This window comes from Paenibacillus sp. V4I5 (assembly GCF_030817255.1).
In the GTDB taxonomy this organism is placed as follows: Bacteria; Bacillota; Bacilli; order Paenibacillales; family NBRC-103111; genus Paenibacillus_E.
In genome coordinates this window covers 2,854,235-2,873,721 of record NZ_JAUSZB010000002.1, presented here as the reverse complement: position 1 = coordinate 2,873,721, position 19,487 = coordinate 2,854,235, and the positions used below count along the sequence as shown (strand labels likewise).

Genomic DNA, 19,487 nt, shown 5'->3' with positions numbered 1-19,487 from the left:
CGCTCACCTATGCGGGGGTCCTGAAATGCTGTTAATGCCGATCAACATGTGTCACCCTGGAATGAGGTTGGCCAAGAATATTTACAACGACGATGGTATGGTCCTGCTGGCCGTTAATGTTGAGCTTTCTCAGAGACTCATTGATCGACTTTTTACATACGGAATCGACTACATATATATTCAAGATTCTCGGACCAATGACATCATTCAAGAGGATATTATTCAAGATGAAACGAGAACGAAAGCTGTTCTCGAAATCCGCAATACCTTTAAGAAGGTCATGGAAGATTCAAACAAACGCGGTGCCGTTAGTTATTATGACATCGGTCGTAATTTCAAAGATGTGATGAAAATGATTATTGACGATCTAAGCGCTCATCAAGGGGCTATGGTTATGCTCAATAATATGAATGTGAAAGATAATTATTTATTTCAGCATTCTGTGAATGTAAGTATTTATGCCATCATGCTGGGAATTAGCTATGGGTACAGTCGTGAGAACCTTGAAACACTTGGATTGGGAGCTTTGCTTCACGATATTGGTAAGACGAAAGTACCACTTGGTATTCTTCGCAAGCCTTCGCAATTGACCGAACAAGAGTTTACTGAGATGAAGAATCATACGACATACGGTTTTAACATTTTGAAAGACGAACCAAACATTCCTCTTCTGTCGGCGCATTGTGCTCTTCAGCACCATGAGCGAATTAACGGAAGCGGTTATCCGCGTAGGATTCAAGGTACAGAAATTAATGAATTTGCCAAATGGATTGGTTTAGTCGATTCTTATGATGCTATGACCACTACAAGAGTATATAGAAGACCTTTACTGCCGCATGAAGCTATGGAACAATTGTTCGCGGGCTCTGGCACGATGTATGATCAAAGTCAGATTGCCTTATTTCGTGATAAAATCGCGATTTACCCCTTAGGCATAACCGTTCGATTGAATACCGGGGAGTTTGGCATTGTTTCTAAGTTAAACGTAACCGTGCCACACAGGCCGATCGTTCGTGTGCTGGAGGATCAATCCGGTCAAGTGCTCAAAGAACCGTATGAAATTGACCTGTCAACGAAGCTTTCTACATTAATTTCAGAAATTGGGGAAATTAAAGTAGGCGAATTTGATCCAGAAAGTATGCCGACCATATTTTAAGATAAAATATAGATAACAAGTATGAAGAACCTGGGAATCCAGGTTCTTTTTGCAAATTAGGGGGATGCATGTGAGAGAAACAGCTGTGAAAGGGAAGTTTTGGAGATGGGGATATGCCATGCATCGTTTCCGATGGCTCGTACTAGTTATTGGCGTGCTTCTGTTTCTCAGCTTTGCTATATTTGCACAGAAAGCACCAGGTATGCTCAAAGACAACGGCTTTACGCCTAAAGGTAGTGAATCCGATCGTGGCCTAATTCAACTGCGGGATGAGCTTGGTGTCCCGCTTACGATGTTGAACCTGGTTTATACGGGGGATGGGCTCAACATGACGGACAAAGTCCATCAAGAAGCCATTATGGATTCGCTGAACGAACTTACGAAGCTGCCGTATGTAGAAAGTGTGAAATTCGTAGCGACACCTCGTAACGAAGGTCACCTAGATGTGATGGCAGTAACCGTATCGCTAAATCTAGATACCGACCCTGCTCTGGAGAAATATCCAGAGCTTAAGGAACACGTGCATCCGCCAAATGGTATGAATGTATATGTGACTGGCGGACCTGCTATTTTGCATGATATGCAGGAAGCGAGTAAGCACGATATTGCCAAATCAGAAGCGATTGGTCTACCGATTGCGCTGATTGTATTATTAATCGTGTTTGGCACGCTAGTCGCGGCGCTATTACCTATGATTGTTGGGCTTATGAGCGTTACCCTTACGTTAGGGATCACCTATTTTATCGCACAGCACCAATCTTTATCGAACTTTCTTCCGAATATGGTGACGATGCTCGGTCTTGCCGTAGGAATTGATTATGCTTTGTTTCTTGTCAGTCGCTTTCGGGAGGAACTCAAGGTACAGAAGAATGTGGCTGAAGCTGTGGCAATGACTTGTCAGACGGCTGGGAAATCGATCTTTTTTTCCGGTATAGCGGTGCTGATTGGGCTGCTTGGCATGCTGTTCGTAGATCTCACTTTTTTCCGCTCCTTGTGTTTGGGCGGCGTAATTGTCGTATCGATATCTGTTATAGTCGCGAATACGATGCTGCTGTCGCTTCTCGGTATACTTGGTGAACGGATTAACTCTTTGCAGGTTGTTCCTAAACGCTTTCGCAAGCAAGAAACGTCCCGCTTTTGGGAACGAATCGCTTATGCTGTGATGAAACGGCCCGTTCTATTGGTTGTTATCGTCGGCGGTGCTCTAATCTACACCATGACCCCGATAGGGAATATGAAGTTAAATGTACCGAACGCTGAGGTGCTGCCTCCCAGCTACGAATCCCGATATGGCTCGGAATTATTGAAGGCGGCCTATGATCCGCGTATGATGGGACCCATCCAAATTGTTATTCATACACAAGGAGAAGTATGGGAAGAGGCATCGATTCGTCGAATTCGGGCTTATAGTGAACAGGTTAAAGGGGTATCTGGTGTAAAGGAAGTGCAGAGTTTTATCAGTACACTAGGTCAACATTCGGATGATGAATTAGCAGCTATGCTAAGGGATTCAAGCGTCAAAGCACAAATAGAAGGCAATAAATTTGCAAAAGGACACACAGCTCTGATGGTTGTAGTGCCTGAGAAAGATACCGATGATCCAGCGACGGATGGTCTTGTCCGAGAACTTCGCAGCTTAAGTAAGGACGGACTTGATATTGCAGTCACAGGCGGACCGGCCTATAGGCTGGATATTATAGATCGCATTCAGAATGAAATTCCTGAAGTATTAACCTTTGTGATGGGGATTACCTACATCGTACTATTGCTTGCCTTTAGGTCCGTTTTGCTTCCGCTCAAGGCTGTATTAATGAACATGCTGAGTCTTGGCGCGAGTCTCGGTGTTGTTGTTTTAGTGTTCCAGCATGGCTACATGGCGGATTTACTGCACATAACGTCCATTGGTTACGTCAGTGCAACACTGCCAGTTATCATTTTTTGTGTAGTGTTTGGCATATCCATGGATTATGAAGTATTCCTGATTTCTCGCATTATGGAGGAGTATGAAGCAAGCGGTGACAATGATAAGAGTACGGCTGAAGGGCTTAAGAAAACGGGAAGCTTAATAACAAGCGCTGCTTTTATTTTAGTTGTCGTTGTAGGATCATTTATTTTTACAGATATCGAAATCATGAAGGCGTTGGGGCTCGGTTTAGGTCTCGCTGTTCTGATCGATGCGACCATAGTTCGAGTGATGCTCGTTCCGGCACTCATGAAACTGCTTGGGGATGCGAACTGGTGGGCACCTAAGTGGCTGCGAATGAGTACGCAGTCGAAAGCAGAGAAGCAGTAGCGGAAGTTCAAATTCCGATGCTGCCGTTTCCTTTTTTACGAATCATAAGTTACAATAAAGGGCATAGGTATAGGCATGATAGGAACAATTAGCAAGTGAATAGGAAATGATAGGTCAGGTGTAACAGCATGAATATGAATGGAACAAGCTCCATCCTACCGGAGCTAACCCCCGCTTACGATCCATGGGACCCTATTCGGTCTTATCGCAAATACGGGAAACACGTACTAACAAGTATAGAGCTTACAATAACGAATTTGTGCAATATGCGATGTGAGCATTGCGCAGTTGGGGATTCGTTAACCATGTCGGAAGGACCACGTATTCCCTTGCCGATCATTTTGAAGCAGCTGGACCAGGTTGAGCATTTAGAAACGATCAGCTTAACCGGTGGAGAGCCTTCCTATCACATCAAGATCGTCAAAGACTATATGCTGCCAATCCTTAAATATGCACGGGAGCGCGGTATTCGTACGCAAATCAATTCCAATTTAACGCTTGACTTAGCCAGGTATGAACTTCTCGCTCCTTATCTGGATGTCATGCATATTTCTTTCAATTACTTGAATGCTGACGATTTCCATCAAGTCGGCTTTGTGAATAGTGGACATCCTGTTGGTCATGATACCGCGGCGCGCATGTATGAACGCATGGTTGAAAATACAATTGCGCTTAGCAAAGGTGGACTTTATGTTTCAGCGGAATCGATGATTAATACACGCACGCATGAGAAATTACCTCAGATTCATAAGCTGATTGATGAAATGGGCTGCAAGCGCCATGAAGTTCATCCGATGTATGCCAGTTCCTTTGCTTCTCATCTTCCTATGGTATCACTGGACGAGTTAAGATCGAGCATTCATCGGTTGTTAGACAGCCGGAATCGTGACATGTGGATGCTGTTTGGCACACTGCCATTCTTTGCTTGCAACGATCTTCAAGAGGACAGAATATTGGTTAAAAGGCTTCGCGAGGAGCCGAATGTAACCGTGCGTAATGATCCGGATGGGCGCAATCGGTTGAATGTGAGCACTTTTACAGGAGAAGTGTTCGTCACGGATTTTGCAAATGAACCACCTCTAGGTAATATCCATGATGATCAGTTAGATACCATTTTTGCCCGTTGGGAGAATAATCCGCTGAATCAGCGTGTAAACTGCTTCTGCAGCACCGCTTCTTGTTGTGGCCCTAACCTGCTGGTAGCTGATTCGTATTACCGTTCTGTTGATTTCAAAAGCCGCAAAGCTATCATCTAATCATATTACTGAAGGAGATATACGCTTGCCACATACTTCGTTTGATTTCGGATCCATTGTACTTAACCTGATAGTAGTTATTATATTAGTCCTGCTCAATGGTTTCTTTGTTGCTGCTGAATTTGCGCTTGTGAAGGTTAGACAATCACGCATTCAACAGTTAGTCAATGAAGGCAGCGGCAAAGCGAAGTACGCCATCAAGGTAACGTCGAAGTTAGATACTTATTTATCAGCAACACAATTGGGGATTACACTTGCCTCTCTGGGACTAGGCTGGGTCGGTGAGCCTGCCATCTCGGAGTTGATTATGGAACCCCTCTTACATAAGCTTCAAGTGGAGACTTCGGTTTATACGACGACATTGTCTTTCATTGTTTCATTTGGCTTTATTACGTTCCTTCACATTGTGCTTGGTGAGCTAGCCCCGAAATCGTTCGCGATTCAAAAAGCGGAATTAACCTCGCTATGGCTTGCAGCACCTCTGTTATTCTTCTACAGGCTGTTTCGCCCGATTATCTGGCTGCTGAATGGTACGGCAAATAAATTTTTGTCATGGATTGGTGTAGAGCCGGCAAGCGAGCATGAGGCTGCCCATACGGAGGAAGAGATTCGTATCCTGATGGATGAAAGTGTCAAAAGCGGTCATATCGATCAGGATGAAATGGTGCTTTTCGATAATATTTTTGAATTCTCAGAACGTATTGCCCGTGAGGTTATGCTGCCGCGGACGGATATGGATTGTTTATACCTAGAGCTAAGCTTCATCGATAATTTGCGTATGGTCCATGAGACGAAGCATACACGTTACCCTGTAGCTGACCAAGATAAGGACAACATTGTCGGTTTCGTACACATTGCTGATTTGCTGACAGCTGATCCGGATGAAGAGCAGGAAATTAAAAACTTTATTCGTCCAATTCTCAATGTTCCAGAGTCGATGGAAATAAGTCGAGTATTAAAATTAATGCAAAAAAAACATTCCCAACTTGCTATCGTTATTGATGAATACGGCGGTACCGCAGGACTTCTAGCACTTGGAGATATTCTGGAAGAGATTGTTGGTGAAATGCACGATGAGTTCGATATCGATGAGCGGCCAGGTGTTGAGGTGAAAGATAAGTATACGTCCGTTGACGGCCGTGTCCTGATTGAAGACTTGAACGATATGCTGGATCTGGATATCGACGACGATGATGTGGACTCTATCGGTGGCTGGCTGTTTAAGAAGCTTGAAGGTATTCCTATAAAAGGCAAAAGAGTGGCTTTCGGCAACCATGTGTTTGAGGTGTCCGAAGTGGATCGATTACGTATCGTACGCGTTCACATAACCAAAATCAACGCTGTCAGACCTGTAGATGAATAAGCGGAGGAGTCCTAATGTCGCCTAAGACCATCCTAATCATGGTACTTGGATTACTGCTATTGTACGGATTGTTCACCATAGGGCTGCCATTCCTACTCGCGCTTGTGACAGCTATTTTCTTGGACCCTCTAACCGTGGTTTTCATGCGTGCCATGAGGGTGAATCGGTTGATTGCTGCTTCGATCATTTGTACCGTCTTTACGCTGTTGACGCTGACCTTATTTTATTTCATAGGGTTAAATGTCGTCACTGAGCTCATTGACCTTGGCCGCAAAGCGCCAAATTATATGAATGAAGTGAATAAGTATGTAGATCAAGCTGTCAACCGTACTCAGGTGTTCTATGATTCCTTGTCACCAGACATGGCGGCACAAGTGCAAACTTGGCTGGAACGCAGTACAGAAACCTTAACAGGGGCGTTAACAGATGCTTTAAGCGGTATTTCTGGATTCTTTTTAAATATGGCTGGAAAAATTCCGAATTTATTTATTTTAATGCTTATGTACGTCATCGCCTTATATTTGTTTATGTTTAGTTTACCCAAGCTGAGGATGGCGTTTCTGTCGATGTTTGAGGAGCAATCCAAAGGAAAGATGGAAAACGTGCTGACTTACCTGCGGGAAGCTATCTTTGGCTTCATTCGAGCTCAACTCATCATGGCCGTATTAACCTATTTGGTCACGTTTATAGGCTTACTTGTTTTACGAGCTGAATATCCGCTAGCCATTTCCTTATTAGTGATGGTTATGGAATTCGTTCCTGTGATTGGTACCGGGCTTGTGTTTATTCCTTGGCTCGTCTATCAACTGCTGATTGGACACACGGGAATGGGTGTAGGATTGTTAATCCTTTTCCTTGTTTTGACGATATTCCGCCGCATTGTAGAGCCTAAAGTGCTAAGTGATGCTGTTGGAATTAATGCACTCGCTGCTTTGATCAGTTTGTACGTTGGTTTTGAGTTATTAGGAATAACAGGACTCTTTCTAGGGCCGTTGGTTGTTATTATTTATCAAGCTATGCGTAAAGCTGGTCTGTTGAACTTAAATATCAAGCTGGATTGAGCCACAGTATAGGAACAGGGTGGTAGGGTATGAAGTTAATTTTATCAACTAGCCCTTGATTATTTCAAAGTGCTGCCAGAGATACCTTATTCGTAGGTGACTCATGGGAAGCGGATGTAGCTGGTCCGCTGCAAATCGGCATGAAGGCAGTTTGGCTCAATAAATATGGTAAAACTGCTCCTGCTTCCGACTCCGATAAGAAACCGCTCGCAATCGTTAGTCAGCTTCATGAACTTATTCCTTATCTAAATTAGTACGCCCTCGAAAGCTGCTTCATAAAACAGAAGTCCCTGCTTAGTTGCCATATGGCAACGCAGCAGGGACTTTTTTTCAATATACGCGCTTGGATCCTACATATTTGGGTCCCCAATACGAATTCATCATACTCTGAGGATAAATGCCAGCAGACCTCGTAGCGGATAAGAACTGCCCATTCCCTATGTAGAAGCCTACATGGTCTACCACTCCAGGAGCTGCAATTGCAAAGAAAACCAAGTCGCCTGGCTGCAAATTAGGTAGACTCACTGAGATTCCTGAATCAAAAAGGCCTTTAGACGTCGTCCGTACAGCGGGTATCCCATGTTTGTTGAACATGTAATAGACAAAGCCAGAGCAATCAAAGCCTTGAGGTGTCACACCTCCCCAAAGATAAGGTACTCGAACGAAGTTCATGGCATCTACCAACATCGTACGTTTGGTTACGGCATGGGCGATACTGAGCCTCGTTGCAGCGTCTACGATCCCTGTGGAAGGAAGGAGATAAGCTTTCTGGTAGTCTTTAACGGCTTGTGTAGTTATTGTTCCAAAGTAACCGGTTACAGTTGGATATGTAAAAAAACCGAGGCTTTTCAAGTTTCTCTGCAGTTCTGATACAGAGGAACTCGTCATTCCTTGCGTCAAAGCTATATTGCTTGTTGTTGAGGTAGCGGCAGAAACAGGAGATTGGGGGAATAAGCTGCTTACGGAGGTTGTCACGAGTATTGCAGCAGTTGCGAGAATCAGCTTTGGATTAGTCATCGTAGTTTCCTCCCATGGTGTATGTAGGTTCTTTATCAATCGTTATTTATAACGATTGATTTCATTGTAGCCGTCTACGATTAACCCATACAATATGGAAATGTTGGAAAACATGTGATTTTGGCCAAGTCATGCCGCATATAACGAGCATATAGGCCTTTGTTGCTACGCCTGATTTCATTTACTCCCAAGACAGAAGAGGAGGAGAGATATGCATATGCATTCGCATTCACAATTTAAAAAATATTTCCCATTCATTGGTCCATTTGATCCTTGTCCGCCCATTCGAGTGAAGTTTTACAACACACCGCCACAATTATATATCCACTTTCAACCGCCAGGCTTGCCACAGTTTAGCCCCTATGAAGCACTGAAAAAAGGAACGCTCTGGCCGGCACTTTACGGGCCTTATGAGTCCAAAGCGGTAGAAGGGGGCCCATTGACATGAGTGAACCCATGTTACCAGAGTCTTATTACAAACAGCTTCACGATCTGCAAGCTGTAGATTTCGTATTAATTGAGCTGACTTTATATTTGGATACGCATCCGGATGACCTAGGGGCCATTCAACAATACAATCAGTTTGCGCAGAAAAGAAAACAAATCGTCGAGCAATTTGAGATGGAATTTGGCCCTTTGATGCCGTACGGTCAAAGTTATACGAAACATCCTTGGCAGTGGTGTGAACCCCCATGGCCATGGCAAGTCTGAGGAGGAGGAAACCGTATGTGGATTTATGAAAAGAAGCTTCAGTATCCGGTCAGGGTCAGTAAATGCGACCCTAGGATGGCTAAACTTCTGCTCGAGCAATATGGTGGCGCTGATGGGGAGCTTGCTGCGGCACTACGATACCTGAATCAACGCTATTCGATCCCAGATAAGGTGGTGGGGCTGCTAACGGACATTGGGACAGAAGAGTTCGCCCATTTAGAAATGATTGCGACAATGGTGTATAAGCTTACAAAAGATGCAACCATCGAGCAACTGAAAGCGGCTGGTCTGGACGATCACTATGTGAGCCACGACAAAGCGCTCTTCTATCAGAATGCATCCGGTGTACCTTGGACGGCTGCCTACATACAAGCCAAAGGAGACCCCATCGCGGACCTCTATGAGGATATTGCCGCAGAGGAGAAAGCAAGAGCAACCTATCAATGGTTGATTGATGTAACCGATGACGTTGATCTGCAGGACAGTCTAAAGTTTCTCCGTGAAAGGGAGATTGTGCATTCCCTGCGATTTAGAGAAGCTGTTGAAATTTTGAAGGATGATCGAGAAGCGCAGAAGGTTTTTTAAGCAGGAGTGAGGTCTGGGAGTGTAGAATTAGGTAGATGTAGATAGATGTAGGAACAAAAAGCGGGCCGAGAGGCCTGCATTTTGCTTTTAATCAGATGATGTTTATCATTGCTGACGGATACTATCTTAGTCGACAGTAGAGATAAGCTTTGAGCTTATCTCAGTGAACTCCAGACTTAAGCGTGGAAACCGAGCTTACTTCAAGGCCGATTAGTGGAAAGCGCGCTTATCTCAAGTACCACTAGTTGAGAGCGCGGTATCGGAGCCTATTCGCCAATTCTACGTATCATCCTCATCTGTAAGTGCCAAAACCGACGTCTCAGCCGACGTCCCCTAACCTCATCGCTACTCTCGCTTACTTTAGGCTCGAAAACGCGCTTATCTCAATCACCACCAGTTGAAAGCGCGGTATTGGAGCCTATTCGCCAACTCTACGTTTCGTCCTCATCTGTAAGTACCAAAAACGATTTCTCAGCCGAAATCCCCTAACTTCATCGCTGCTCTCACTTACTTTAGGCTCGGAAACCGCGCTTATCTCAAGCACCACTAGTGGAAAGCGCGGTTTCCGAGCCTATTTGCCAATTCTGCAATTCATCCTCATCCGGAAAGGACATAGGGGTAAAGGCACAAGATTGAGTGGGGAAGAGTATAGCATGTACGAGCGTAATAAGTGGCTATCCGTCTAATTGTTCCTTGCTGCAAACAAGCCTAAGAATTCCTTCAGCGCAATTGTTGTGGTGGATAAACCACTGGAAGATGGAATGAATTTACTGATACTGAGGTATTGCTTCTGTTGGGAAATATAGTCGGTAGGGTAGGGGACTACGTCAATTTTGAGTTTTTGGAATTGCTTAACGGATCGGGCCATGTGGAAGGCAGATGTGATGAGAATTGGCGCTTTCCAGCCTTTTTCTGTGAGAATAGCTTGTGTATTCAAGGCATTTTCCTCGGTATTGCGACTCTTATCGTCCATGGAAATGGATGATTCGGGAACACCAAGCGCGAGAAGGTGCCGTTTGGCAATCTGAGATTCATTGCCCGAGTCACGAAACACTTGACCGCCAGACAAGAGGATGGGCAGCTTTGTGCTTCGATATAGTTCAGCAACCGTTAATACACGCGCGGCCGTGTTCCCTGTCAGATATCCTTCCCCTTTGGTGAGAGGGTCTGGATTATCCAAGGTTGCACCTCCTGTTAGTAGAACTAGCACGTCGCCGGACACTTGAACAGGTGGTGTATACCTTCTTTCAATGGAATTCAGTAATGTATTGCCGAAATAAGGCATGGAGGATACGCCTAGAAGAAGTGCGGCAAGACCCACAAGAAGTGTACCGAGGTACTCCTTTTTTTGTTTCAGCCATAAAGCTATAGCCACGAGAAGAAGTATGATAATTCCAGGAGGGAATAATAGGGTGTAAGCAATTTTTATCAAATAAATCATATCAGGCGTCAAACCCTTTCTTGTGTATACTCAAGCATGATGTTAGGGGTTTTCGACAAAAGTTGGTACTTTCCTGCAAATTTACAAGAGCTTCAAAATAGCGAAATGCAAAAAGCCCCGGCTTCGCGATTAACGAAGTCGGGGCTAGTATCAACGAATATGTGCGTCAAGCCAACTTAATCTGTCATTTCTTTGCCGCGAACCCATACATGTTCGATCTCTAATTCAGGGCTGACGAGCAGCAAGTCAGCCTGCTTGCCCTGCGCAATCGAGCCGTGCGACGCCTCGAGGCGCAGAAGCCTCGCAGGGTTGCCGCTTGCGAAGCGGCTCGCGTCTTCAACGCTGACACCGACCTCGCGCACCATAAACCGGAGCGCCTCGATCATCGTCAGCGTACTGCCGGCGAGCGCGCCGCCTTCCGTCAGCCGGGCTACGCCCGACTGTACGGTCACAGCTTGCCCGCCAAGCTCGTACTGCCCGTCGCCGAGTCCCGCGGCTGACATGGCGTCTGTGATCAGCAGCAAGCCATGCGGCTGCTTCACCATGGCCAGCAGGCGAATCGCTGCTGGGTGCACGTGGTGCCCATCAGCGATCACTTCGCCGCTGATGCGTTGGTCGGTGAGTATCGCACCGACGGTTCCAGGTTCGCGATGATGCAGCGGCTTCATCGCGTTGTAGGTGTGCACCGCATGCGTAAGCCCCTCGCGAACCGCCGACTGAATGTCGGCATAGGTCGCATCGGTGTGGCCGCAGGCGGCAACGATGCCATGATCGCGCAGCCACGCGATCATCTCAAGGCCCCCCTCGCGTTCGGGGGCCAAGGTCAACTGCTTCATGAGCTGCGGAAAGCGCTCGTGCCAGTCTTCAATCCATGAGAGCTGAGGCGGTACCATGAGGTTCGGATCCTGCGCGCCTGCCCATTTGGGTGAGATGAAAGGACCCTCTAGATGTACGCCAAGCAGCTGAGCGTATGGCATCTCTTGGCTCTTATAGCGGTCTACTTCGCCAAGTACCCGATCAATCGCATCTCGAGTCGCTGTCATCGTCGTAGCCAGCATGGCGGTGGTACCGTGTAAGGCATGAAACCGAGTGATAATGTCAAGTGTCTCTGGATTCGCATCCATGAAATCAGCGCCGTAACCACCATGAACGTGAACATCGATGAATCCTGGTAACAACCAGCTTCCATGAGCATTGACTGATCTAGCGGCAGAACCTGCAGCTGAAGGATCCCACTGGGACCTATCGCCGACAAAAGCAATAAAGCCATCCTTCAAATGAAGGATGCCTCGCTCGATGATTCCCTGCTCCGTAACGATCTTAGCCCCCGAAATTACAAGTTCATTCATTCAAAAAGCCTCCCCGCCTCAGCATCAAGAAGAACGACAAGGTGTGGGTGAGTTTGCAAAAGGGTTGCCGGAATTTCCGTTGTAATCGGACCTGTAAGTGCGCGATGTACGATCTCGGCTTTATCCGCTCCGCGAACGATCAGCAGGATCGTTTTGGCTTTCAAAATGGTGCCTACACCCATGGTTAAAGCATGAGTCGGTACTTCATCGATGGAGTTAAAGTAACGTGCATTCGCTTCGCGAGTCTCCGCTTTTAATTCTACACGGTGTGTACCGCTGATCAAGGAATGATCGGGTTCATTAAAACCAATATGCCCGTTATGTCCTAGGCCGAGAATTTGCAAATCGATTTGTTTCGCTTCTTCCAAAAGTTGGTTGTAACGCTCACATTCCGCATCTAGATCTGCTGAATTTCCGTTGGGGATATGGGCTGCAGCAGCAGGTAAGTCAATATGTGCAAACAAATGCTGCTGCATATATGCGTGATAGCTCTCTGGGTGATCTACGGGTAAGCCGACATATTCATCTAAATTAAAGGTAGTGACAGATTTAAAGCTAACACGTCCTTTATTGTAAGCCTTAACAAGCTCCACATAAATACCTACAGGTGTTCCACCAGTGGCTAGACCCAATACCGCTTTAGGCTGCATTTGGACAAGCGAGGTAATAATACCAGCCCCTGCTTCATTCAGCTCTTGTTGATTTTGAAAAATATGAAGATTCATGATCGTCTTCCTCACTTTCAAAAGATAAGTTATCGAATAGGATGTTTGCAAGATATGATACCTATTTTGATTAATTATGATGGTATTTTGCATAAAAATATCATTTTAAAAACAAATTACTCTCATTTCAATCATAACTGAATTTTTTCTTATCGGCAACAGGCTTTTTCCTAAATATGAATATTGACTTACATGGGTATGTTTGCCATTCTTATCTAAGATCATTACATTATTTTTCGATACTGAGCATAGAAGGAGCTTGATAATGAGTAATCAGAGAAAACAACCTGAAGCGATGCTATTTGACTTGGACGGAACATTATTTCAGACGGAGACCTTACTTCTGCCTGCTTACCATAAGACGTTTGATGAGCTTAGAGCTAAAGGTCTATTTGTCGGTGAGACTCCACCAGAGGAGCGAATACTGGGGGCGCTAGGCATGCTTCTTGAGCACATTTGGGAGCGGGTATTACCGGATGCACAGATGAGAACTCGTCAGGAAGCTGATAAACTGCTGATCAAGTATCAAGTGGAGGGACTGCAGCAGGGGCAAGGCGAATTTTATAAAGGAGTAGCTGAGACGTTACAGGCTTTACATAATAAAGGAATTCGTTTATTTGTCGCAAGCAATGGACTCGAAGATTATGTGCGGCATGTTATTGAAGCCAGAGGTATTGCGCATTTATTCGAAGGATTGTACAGTGCAGGGCAATATCGAACGAGATCCAAAGTAGACTTAGTAAAAATACTGCTGGAAACACATCATATCCAATCAGCTTGGATGGTTGGCGATCGCTCCTCCGATGTGGAGGCAGGACTTCAGAATAACCTTACCGTAGCCGCTTGCGATTATGCAGGTTTTCGAGAGCCAGGAGAGCTAGAGGGTGCGCATATACGAATCCGCAGCTTCGCCGAACTGCTTGAATATTTGTAATTAAGAGTAGGCTGTCGCAAATAGGGCTAGATGGGCATACACTGTAGAACTTTGATAGATAAAGGGTGCTGATCAGAAATGCCTTCTTTTATAGGAGTATTCAACGTTATTAGGAATGAAGGAAGTCTGGTAAATGGCGATACTTGCGTAATTGCTCCGACAAGTGCATCCAAATCGTATGCCGGCAGCGGCGGTGCAATAACAGGAGATTTCGGGGTATCCAATACGCTGTTTAGTGCGACGATCACGTTTGACCCGGATGGGATAGAGGCTGGAGCGAACAAAGCCGCAACAGGGACATAGCAGTTAGATTTGTTAGATCGATTCAAGCTCACGTAATATTGAGCAAATGAATCGATCTTTTTTTTGAAGAAACGATATTGACATTAGCCTGTTTAACTTACTATTATGGATATATGAGTAAATGCTCATATATAGTGATGCCATGAATAAATCCAATAGCATCATTCCATTCTAAAGGGTTAGAGACAGGGAGGGAATTCCATGCAGCATTATGAGTCTGACGTACAATCACATCAACACAAAGATCACTCTAATTGCAGCGGTCATGAGGGTCGCCAAGGACACGATCACGCTCACCATGGACATCATCATGGTCATCACCACCATGGGCACAGCGGAAATAAACAGGGACTCCTTATTGCGCTATGTATAACAGCGAGTATCATGATTTTAGAGTTTGCAGGCGGTTTATGGACCAATAGTTTGGCGCTGCTTTCGGATTCAGGCCATATGTTAAGTGATGCGGGCTCTCTTCTATTAAGTCTCACCGCCCTTTGGTTCGCAGCCAAGCCATCTTCAGCTCATAAATCCTATGGCTTTCATAGAATTGAAATCTTAGCGGCTCTATTCAACGCTGTCACACTATTTCTAATAGCAGGGCTCATTATCTGGGAAGCAATTGGGCGATTTATGGATCCTCCTACTGTTGCCAGTGGTTCAATGATGCTCATTGCATGCGTCGGATTAATGGCGAATTTACTTAGTGCTTGGGCACTTATGCGTAAAGGGGATGTGCATGGCAATCTCAATCTGCGCAGCGCTTATCTGCATGTTCTAGGTGATGCTTTAGGTTCTGTGGGAGCTATTATTGCCGGTGGAGCTATGCTGATCTTCGGTTGGTATGCGGCTGATCCAATCATTAGTATCATTGTGTCTCTACTTATTCTTAAGGGTGCTTGGACCGTCCTGAAATCGACGATTCATATATTGATGGAGGGAACTCCGACCACTGTATCATATGGGGATGTCAAACGGGTGCTGGAGAGCATTGATGGTGTTATTAATGTACATGATTTACATATTTGGACGATTACTTCAGGTCTTGATTCTCTGAGCTGCCATTTACTTATTGCGGATGATCATGATAGTCAGGTAGTCCTCCAGAAAGCTATTCATCAAATAGAGGAACGATTTCAAATCACTCATGCTACTATTCAAATCGAAAACTCGACTAACGCCCATCCGGAATTAAAAGTATAGCTAAAGTAAATCGCTAAGGAGGGATGATCTTGGAAAAAATATGGATAGAAGCAAGTGAAAGTGAGGACACATGTACTTGTACAGGTGTTGGCTCGGTACAGCTTAGGCAGGAACCTCAAATAACGGAGGAGCAAGCGGTAGGGATTGCGGAGGTATTCAAAGCGTTAGGAGATCCGACAAGGGTTAAAATGATCTATTACCTGCAGCAAAGGGAGCTATGCGTGCATGATCTTGCAACGCTTCTTGCGATGGGGCAGTCGGCTGTTTCACATCAGCTTCGCTACTTGCGGGATTTGCACATTGTGAAAAGACGTAAAGTGGGGAAAACGGTCTTTTATTCGCTAGACGATGACCATATTGAACAAATTTTTGTTCAAACTTTGGGGCATCTTCAGCATATGTAGGCCGGAAGCTGCTAGTCTTTAGCTGACGCTTCCGATTGCTTGCATTATGATTCGGCCTTTTTTTCTTCCGATTTTTGTTCTTCTATTTTTACGTTCTTTTGTTTCATCATCCAGACAGCATATTCAAGTGGCCTTGTAACCGCCTTCTGATAGATCGAATGTTGACCAATTTTGCGAAATACTTCTCGTGATGGCTTAGGATTGACCTCAAGCAGCCAAACATTTCCTTTGGGATCTACGGCAATATCCATACCTAACTCGCACAACTTACCGAATTTACTTTCCAAATAGTCAGCGAGCTTACGCGCAAAGCTGTTCATCTCTTTCTTAATTGCATCTATTTTTTCTTCCGAAGAAAAACGGTAGGCTAACAATTTATCCTGGGTTACTGCACTTCCGCCGCCATGAAGATTCGAAGTGATGCTGCGATGAGGACCAATACGGCCCGCACAACCGGTCACTTCCCACTCGCCACGGCCATTTTTCTGAATTAGCAAACGATAATCATGCACACGGCCATCCCTCAGTGTTAGCTGGATTCCTTGCTGAACCACATAATCGGGGCTCAATTTCAGGGTATGCAGTTTGATCGCAAGCTGTTTTTCCGTAGCGCGGAATGGAGCGATGATGATTCGCTGCTGATTCCTTCCTTGTAATAAATAAAGATCAGAACCGAGCTGTTCAATTCGTAATATGCCTCTTCCACCCGTGCCATTCTTCGGTTTTACATAGATTAGCTTATGCTTCTTTAGAAACTTCAGCAGCTCCTGCACGGAGCTATATCGGACAGTAGCAGGTAAATAGGGGCGGATGCTCTCATTCTCTGATAGGGTTTGATGCATCGACCATTTGTTAGCTAAAGGTTTACTTAAATAGGTAAGCTTGGCATGCCGATTACGAAATGCTTTGAGCATCTGATAATTTGCCGCCGCTTTATACCGGCAGCGATCATAAATAATAGGGGGAAAAGAAGTACGCCTGCGAATCCATTTCCCCAGACCGAAATCATACGTCAGCGTACGAACAGCGTTGTCACCTTCCACGTCATCCGGGGTAAATACCTCAACTTGAACACCAAGTTTCTTTCCTTCCCTACTTAGCCGCTGAAAGTAAGATAGCTCTTCGAGCCGTGTTTTACTTAAATAAATAGCGAGTACGCCCAGTCGTTTCGAAGACAAGCATAATCACCTTCTTCTCCCATGATTGATCAAGTAAAGGCTGTAACGGATAATGCGTTCAAGTGATTTTTGACGAATTTTGGGTTCATCGAATTTCATTGGTTTCGAATTAGCTTCGAAGAACCAGATATGTCCTGCGGTATCGACACCAATATCCATAGACATTTCGCCAAGTTGATTGCCGGATGACCTTTCAATTTGCGCAGCGAGTGTAACAGCGGCTTTGCGAACTCGCGTCAAAATATTTTTGGCTTCCGTGGCACCAAATACACTCGTAAGCAGTTTGCGTGGCTCGTCGATTGACCCGCCGCGAGGTACATGTGTCGTGATGCTGGCTCTACCTGCTACACGGGCTCCAATACCAGACACACTCCAGGCACCTTTGGACGTCTTCTGGATCAATGCGCGTAAATCGTAAGCACGATCTTTGTATCTTGTTAATGCGATACCTTGCTGCACAATGTAGTCATGGTTACCACGGTGTTTATTCCATTCATTCCAGAGCTCATCCGTGGAGTTGTGGTAACTATAAGCCATCTTCTTATCATCTTGACGGCTCAGCCGGTAATTACTGCGGCCCTTAGCAGCAGTTAATCGATCAATGCGCATAATACCTCTCCCTGCTTTACCTTTTACCGGTTTTAAGTAGAGAACGGCATGCTTACGCAGTAGCTGAGTCAGATCATTAGCCGAGTTCAATTGCTGCGTATCGGGCATATAAGGTTTGCTTTCTTTGGCACTATTTAACCATCCGAACAAGGTCCATTTGTTGAAGAAGGAAGGATTGAATAAATGGATGCTGGAGCTGCGATTGCATGCTTGAATGGTTTGCTGGACCTCAGGCTTCATTTCCATCTTGCGATAGGGAATACGATTGTATACGACTTGTGGAGCGGGAACGAGTTCCCTGCTCCATTTTCTGGTTTCGTCATTAAAGCGATAGCCATATATTTCGGGGCTGGATAAGGTGAAGTCCTTCGTAGTCACAATGTATACATCAACACCAAGTCGTTCACCAGTTTGAATTAAATCCCGGAAATTGTCCAAATTGCCGCGAAATACACGCTTACTATCCTTAATGGTAAGAATGGCAAGAGTAGGCTTTTGTCTTATCTCATGCAGGAAGAATCCCATTAGTTTTCCCTCCTTGAGCGGAAGCGGCTCAAAAAGAGGCAGTGCTCGTAAATATTTTGTAAGGTAGCGACGTCCCCTTCTTTCAAAGAGGGATGCTTGAAAATGGATCTCCCCGGTTTGGCATTGGCTTCGAACATCCAGATTTTCTCACTTTGATCAATCCCGATATCGAATCCGAGCTCTCCAAGCAAATGGTTATAGTTATTCTCGATGCCCTCGGCGAGCTTAATAGCCGTTTCTTTGGCATTGGTAAGCACTTGCTCCGCCCGAGTGCCGTAGATTTGACGCAGTACCTGTTCGGGCGTCATCAATTGACCGCCATTGCGGATATGGGTGGTAACACTGCCTTTGCCTGATTTCTTCGCCCCGATCGCTGCTACCACCCAATTGTTATTGCCGTTCTTCGTCAAATGGAAGCGGAAATCTATCGGACAGCTATCGATTTCAATGAGACGGATCCCTTGCTGTGCCACGTAGTTCGTTAGCCGACCACGTCCAGTTCCAAGCATTTGCATCAAACCATCGAATTTTCCATAACGAATGAGAACATTTTTACCAGCTTTGCGATAGCGAACGAAGTAACCTCGCTTAGGGTTATAAGTCACACGGAAAATACCTATGCCTAAAGATCCAGCCGTTGGTTTCAAGTAAATGAACTTGTGTTTATCCAGCATTTCCTTAATTTGATCCGCAGAAGGATTGATCCGGGATTCTGGGACGAAGCGGAAAGCATCATCGCCATCTAACATCTTGTAAACGTCCCATTTATCAAAGAAGCTCCAATTAAAGAGGGGAATCCCTCTTCGAACAAATCGGTCCTTAAAGCCCTCCATCCCTGCTGATTTCTCCGCTTTGCGGCTAGACAGCCGATTATAGACAACATCGGGCAATGGGAATGTTTTGCGTATCCAACCTCCGCCTTCTTTCGGAATAATGCCTGTAACGGTTTCTTGAGTCCAGTTTACGCTGCTGGGGCTGAAAGCGAAAGCGAAGGACTTCGATGAGGCTGTACTCATGACTTGGCGAATGAATCCTGTTTTTGAACCGAATGGTGATGTACCGCTCATTACGTTGGTTAAGATACCAATGACTGGACCGATGCGAAGTTCTTTATTATTGTTACTGGCTACGAACACACTTCCTGTTCGAGGAATGCGTAAGGAGGCCATCAGGGAAAGCGGAATGTACATATGCTGACCACTTTTTTTGATCAGACGGATCGGTAGGGTCGCTTTTTTACTGCCAACCTTTACAGTTATCGATTTATTGCCGGTTAACCGTAAAGCTTTGACGAGTTCACTTGTTAAGTAGACCGATCTATCTGTTCGTTGTACGGCGTGGAGCATACACGTTGTCAAACTCATTAGGTTACCCTCC

At 45.3% G+C, this 19,487-nt stretch carries 19 protein-coding genes and 1 pseudogene; 13 read left to right on the top strand and 7 right to left on the bottom strand.

The annotated features are described in order from the left end of the window. Nucleotides 1-25 precede the first annotated feature (25 nt). The 6 genes and pseudogenes from QFZ78_RS15040 to QFZ78_RS15015 all read left to right on the top strand — a co-directional run. Nucleotides 26-1,156 (top strand): HD-GYP domain-containing protein, encoded by a 1,131-nt coding sequence (locus QFZ78_RS15040; RefSeq protein ID WP_307548672.1) that lies wholly within the window; start codon nt 26-28, stop codon nt 1,154-1,156. Nucleotides 1,157-1,220: 64 nt separating this feature from the next. Then, a complete protein-coding gene (locus QFZ78_RS15035; protein ID WP_373461033.1) occupies nt 1,221-3,449 on the top strand; it encodes an MMPL family transporter in 2,229 nt (742 codons plus the stop codon). A 128-nt stretch (nt 3,450-3,577) separates the two neighbouring features. Continuing rightward, nucleotides 3,578-4,705, top strand: coding sequence for a radical SAM/CxCxxxxC motif protein YfkAB (gene yfkAB / locus QFZ78_RS15030; RefSeq protein WP_307548668.1), 1,128 nt, complete (start codon nt 3,578-3,580; stop codon nt 4,703-4,705). Between the two features lie 25 nt (nt 4,706-4,730). Continuing rightward, entirely contained in the window at nt 4,731-6,068 is a 1,338-nt protein-coding gene (locus QFZ78_RS15025; RefSeq protein ID WP_307548667.1) for a hemolysin family protein, read from the top strand. Nucleotides 6,069-6,082: 14 nt separating this feature from the next. After that, nucleotides 6,083-7,129, top strand: a complete 1,047-nt coding sequence (ytvI, locus tag QFZ78_RS15020; protein WP_307548666.1) for a sporulation integral membrane protein YtvI — start codon at nt 6,083-6,085, stop codon at nt 7,127-7,129. Nucleotides 7,130-7,209: 80 nt separating this feature from the next. After that, nucleotides 7,210-7,383: pseudogene (locus QFZ78_RS15015) on the top strand (HAD family hydrolase); the annotation flags it as partial. 76 nt (nt 7,384-7,459) lie between these two features. Here the strand turns inward: QFZ78_RS15015 and QFZ78_RS15010 are convergent. Then, nucleotides 7,460-8,146: a C40 family peptidase gene (locus QFZ78_RS15010; protein ID WP_307548663.1), complete on the bottom strand. Its 687-nt coding sequence runs from the start codon at nt 8,144-8,146 to the stop codon at nt 7,460-7,462. A 211-nt stretch (nt 8,147-8,357) separates the two neighbouring features. Here QFZ78_RS15010 and QFZ78_RS15005 point away from each other — a divergent pair, with 211 nt between their 5' ends. From QFZ78_RS15005 to QFZ78_RS14995, 3 genes are read left to right on the top strand one after another with little or no spacing between them, the layout of a single operon-like run. Then, on the top strand, nt 8,358-8,594 hold the full coding sequence (locus QFZ78_RS15005; RefSeq protein WP_307439817.1) for a spore coat associated protein CotJA: 237 nt from the start codon (nt 8,358-8,360) through the stop codon (nt 8,592-8,594). Continuing rightward, nucleotides 8,591-8,857, top strand: a complete 267-nt coding sequence (locus tag QFZ78_RS15000; protein WP_307548662.1) for a spore coat protein CotJB — start codon at nt 8,591-8,593, stop codon at nt 8,855-8,857. The genes QFZ78_RS15005 and QFZ78_RS15000 overlap by 4 nt, the downstream gene beginning before the upstream one ends. Nucleotides 8,858-8,872: 15 nt before the next feature. Then, nucleotides 8,873-9,442, top strand: coding sequence for a manganese catalase family protein (locus tag QFZ78_RS14995; RefSeq protein ID WP_307548660.1), 570 nt, complete (start codon nt 8,873-8,875; stop codon nt 9,440-9,442). A gap of 682 nt (nt 9,443-10,124) precedes the next feature. On the opposite strand, the gene QFZ78_RS14990 is transcribed toward QFZ78_RS14995, so the two are convergent. From QFZ78_RS14990 to nagB, 3 genes are all read right to left on the bottom strand, one after another. Continuing rightward, complete coding sequence (locus tag QFZ78_RS14990; RefSeq protein WP_307548658.1) at nt 10,125-10,883, bottom strand: YdcF family protein; 759 nt, start codon at nt 10,881-10,883, stop codon at nt 10,125-10,127. 176 nt (nt 10,884-11,059) lie between these two features. Next, entirely contained in the window at nt 11,060-12,232 is a 1,173-nt protein-coding gene (gene nagA / locus QFZ78_RS14985) for an N-acetylglucosamine-6-phosphate deacetylase (protein WP_307548655.1), read from the bottom strand. Next, nucleotides 12,229-12,957 carry a glucosamine-6-phosphate deaminase gene (gene nagB, locus QFZ78_RS14980; protein ID WP_307548653.1) on the bottom strand — a complete coding sequence of 243 codons (729 nt, stop codon included), beginning with the start codon at nt 12,955-12,957 and terminating at the stop codon, nt 12,229-12,231. The genes nagA and nagB overlap by 4 nt, the downstream gene beginning before the upstream one ends. 265 nt (nt 12,958-13,222) lie before the next feature. Between nagB and QFZ78_RS14975 the strand changes: the two genes are divergently transcribed. From QFZ78_RS14975 to QFZ78_RS14960, 4 genes are all read left to right on the top strand, one after another. Next, nucleotides 13,223-13,891: an HAD family hydrolase gene (locus tag QFZ78_RS14975; RefSeq protein ID WP_307548651.1), complete on the top strand. Its 669-nt coding sequence runs from the start codon at nt 13,223-13,225 to the stop codon at nt 13,889-13,891. 78 nt (nt 13,892-13,969) lie between these two features. After that, nucleotides 13,970-14,194: a spore germination protein gene (locus QFZ78_RS14970; protein WP_307548649.1), complete on the top strand. Its 225-nt coding sequence runs from the start codon at nt 13,970-13,972 to the stop codon at nt 14,192-14,194. Nucleotides 14,195-14,395: 201 nt separating this feature from the next. Continuing rightward, nucleotides 14,396-15,394, top strand: a complete 999-nt coding sequence (locus QFZ78_RS14965; RefSeq protein ID WP_307548647.1) for a cation diffusion facilitator family transporter — start codon at nt 14,396-14,398, stop codon at nt 15,392-15,394. A 23-nt stretch (nt 15,395-15,417) separates the two neighbouring features. After that, the gene (locus tag QFZ78_RS14960) at nt 15,418-15,798 is read left to right on the top strand and encodes an ArsR/SmtB family transcription factor (protein ID WP_373461032.1); all 381 of its coding nucleotides are present in this window, start codon (nt 15,418-15,420) and stop codon (nt 15,796-15,798) included. A 44-nt stretch (nt 15,799-15,842) separates the two neighbouring features. Here QFZ78_RS14960 and QFZ78_RS14955 read toward each other — a convergent pair whose 3' ends face one another. From QFZ78_RS14955 to QFZ78_RS14945, 3 genes are read right to left on the bottom strand one after another with little or no spacing between them, the layout of a single operon-like run. Beyond that, nucleotides 15,843-16,976, bottom strand: a complete 1,134-nt coding sequence (locus QFZ78_RS14955; RefSeq protein ID WP_307548643.1) for a YheC/YheD family endospore coat-associated protein — start codon at nt 16,974-16,976, stop codon at nt 15,843-15,845. A gap of 6 nt (nt 16,977-16,982) precedes the next feature. Continuing rightward, nucleotides 16,983-18,110 (bottom strand): YheC/YheD family endospore coat-associated protein, encoded by a 1,128-nt coding sequence (locus QFZ78_RS14950; RefSeq protein ID WP_307548641.1) that lies wholly within the window; start codon nt 18,108-18,110, stop codon nt 16,983-16,985. Beyond that, entirely contained in the window at nt 18,110-19,474 is a 1,365-nt protein-coding gene (locus QFZ78_RS14945; protein ID WP_307548639.1) for a YheC/YheD family endospore coat-associated protein, read from the bottom strand. Before QFZ78_RS14945 ends, QFZ78_RS14950 begins: the two co-directional genes overlap by 1 nt. Nucleotides 19,475-19,487: the final 13 nt, after the last annotated feature.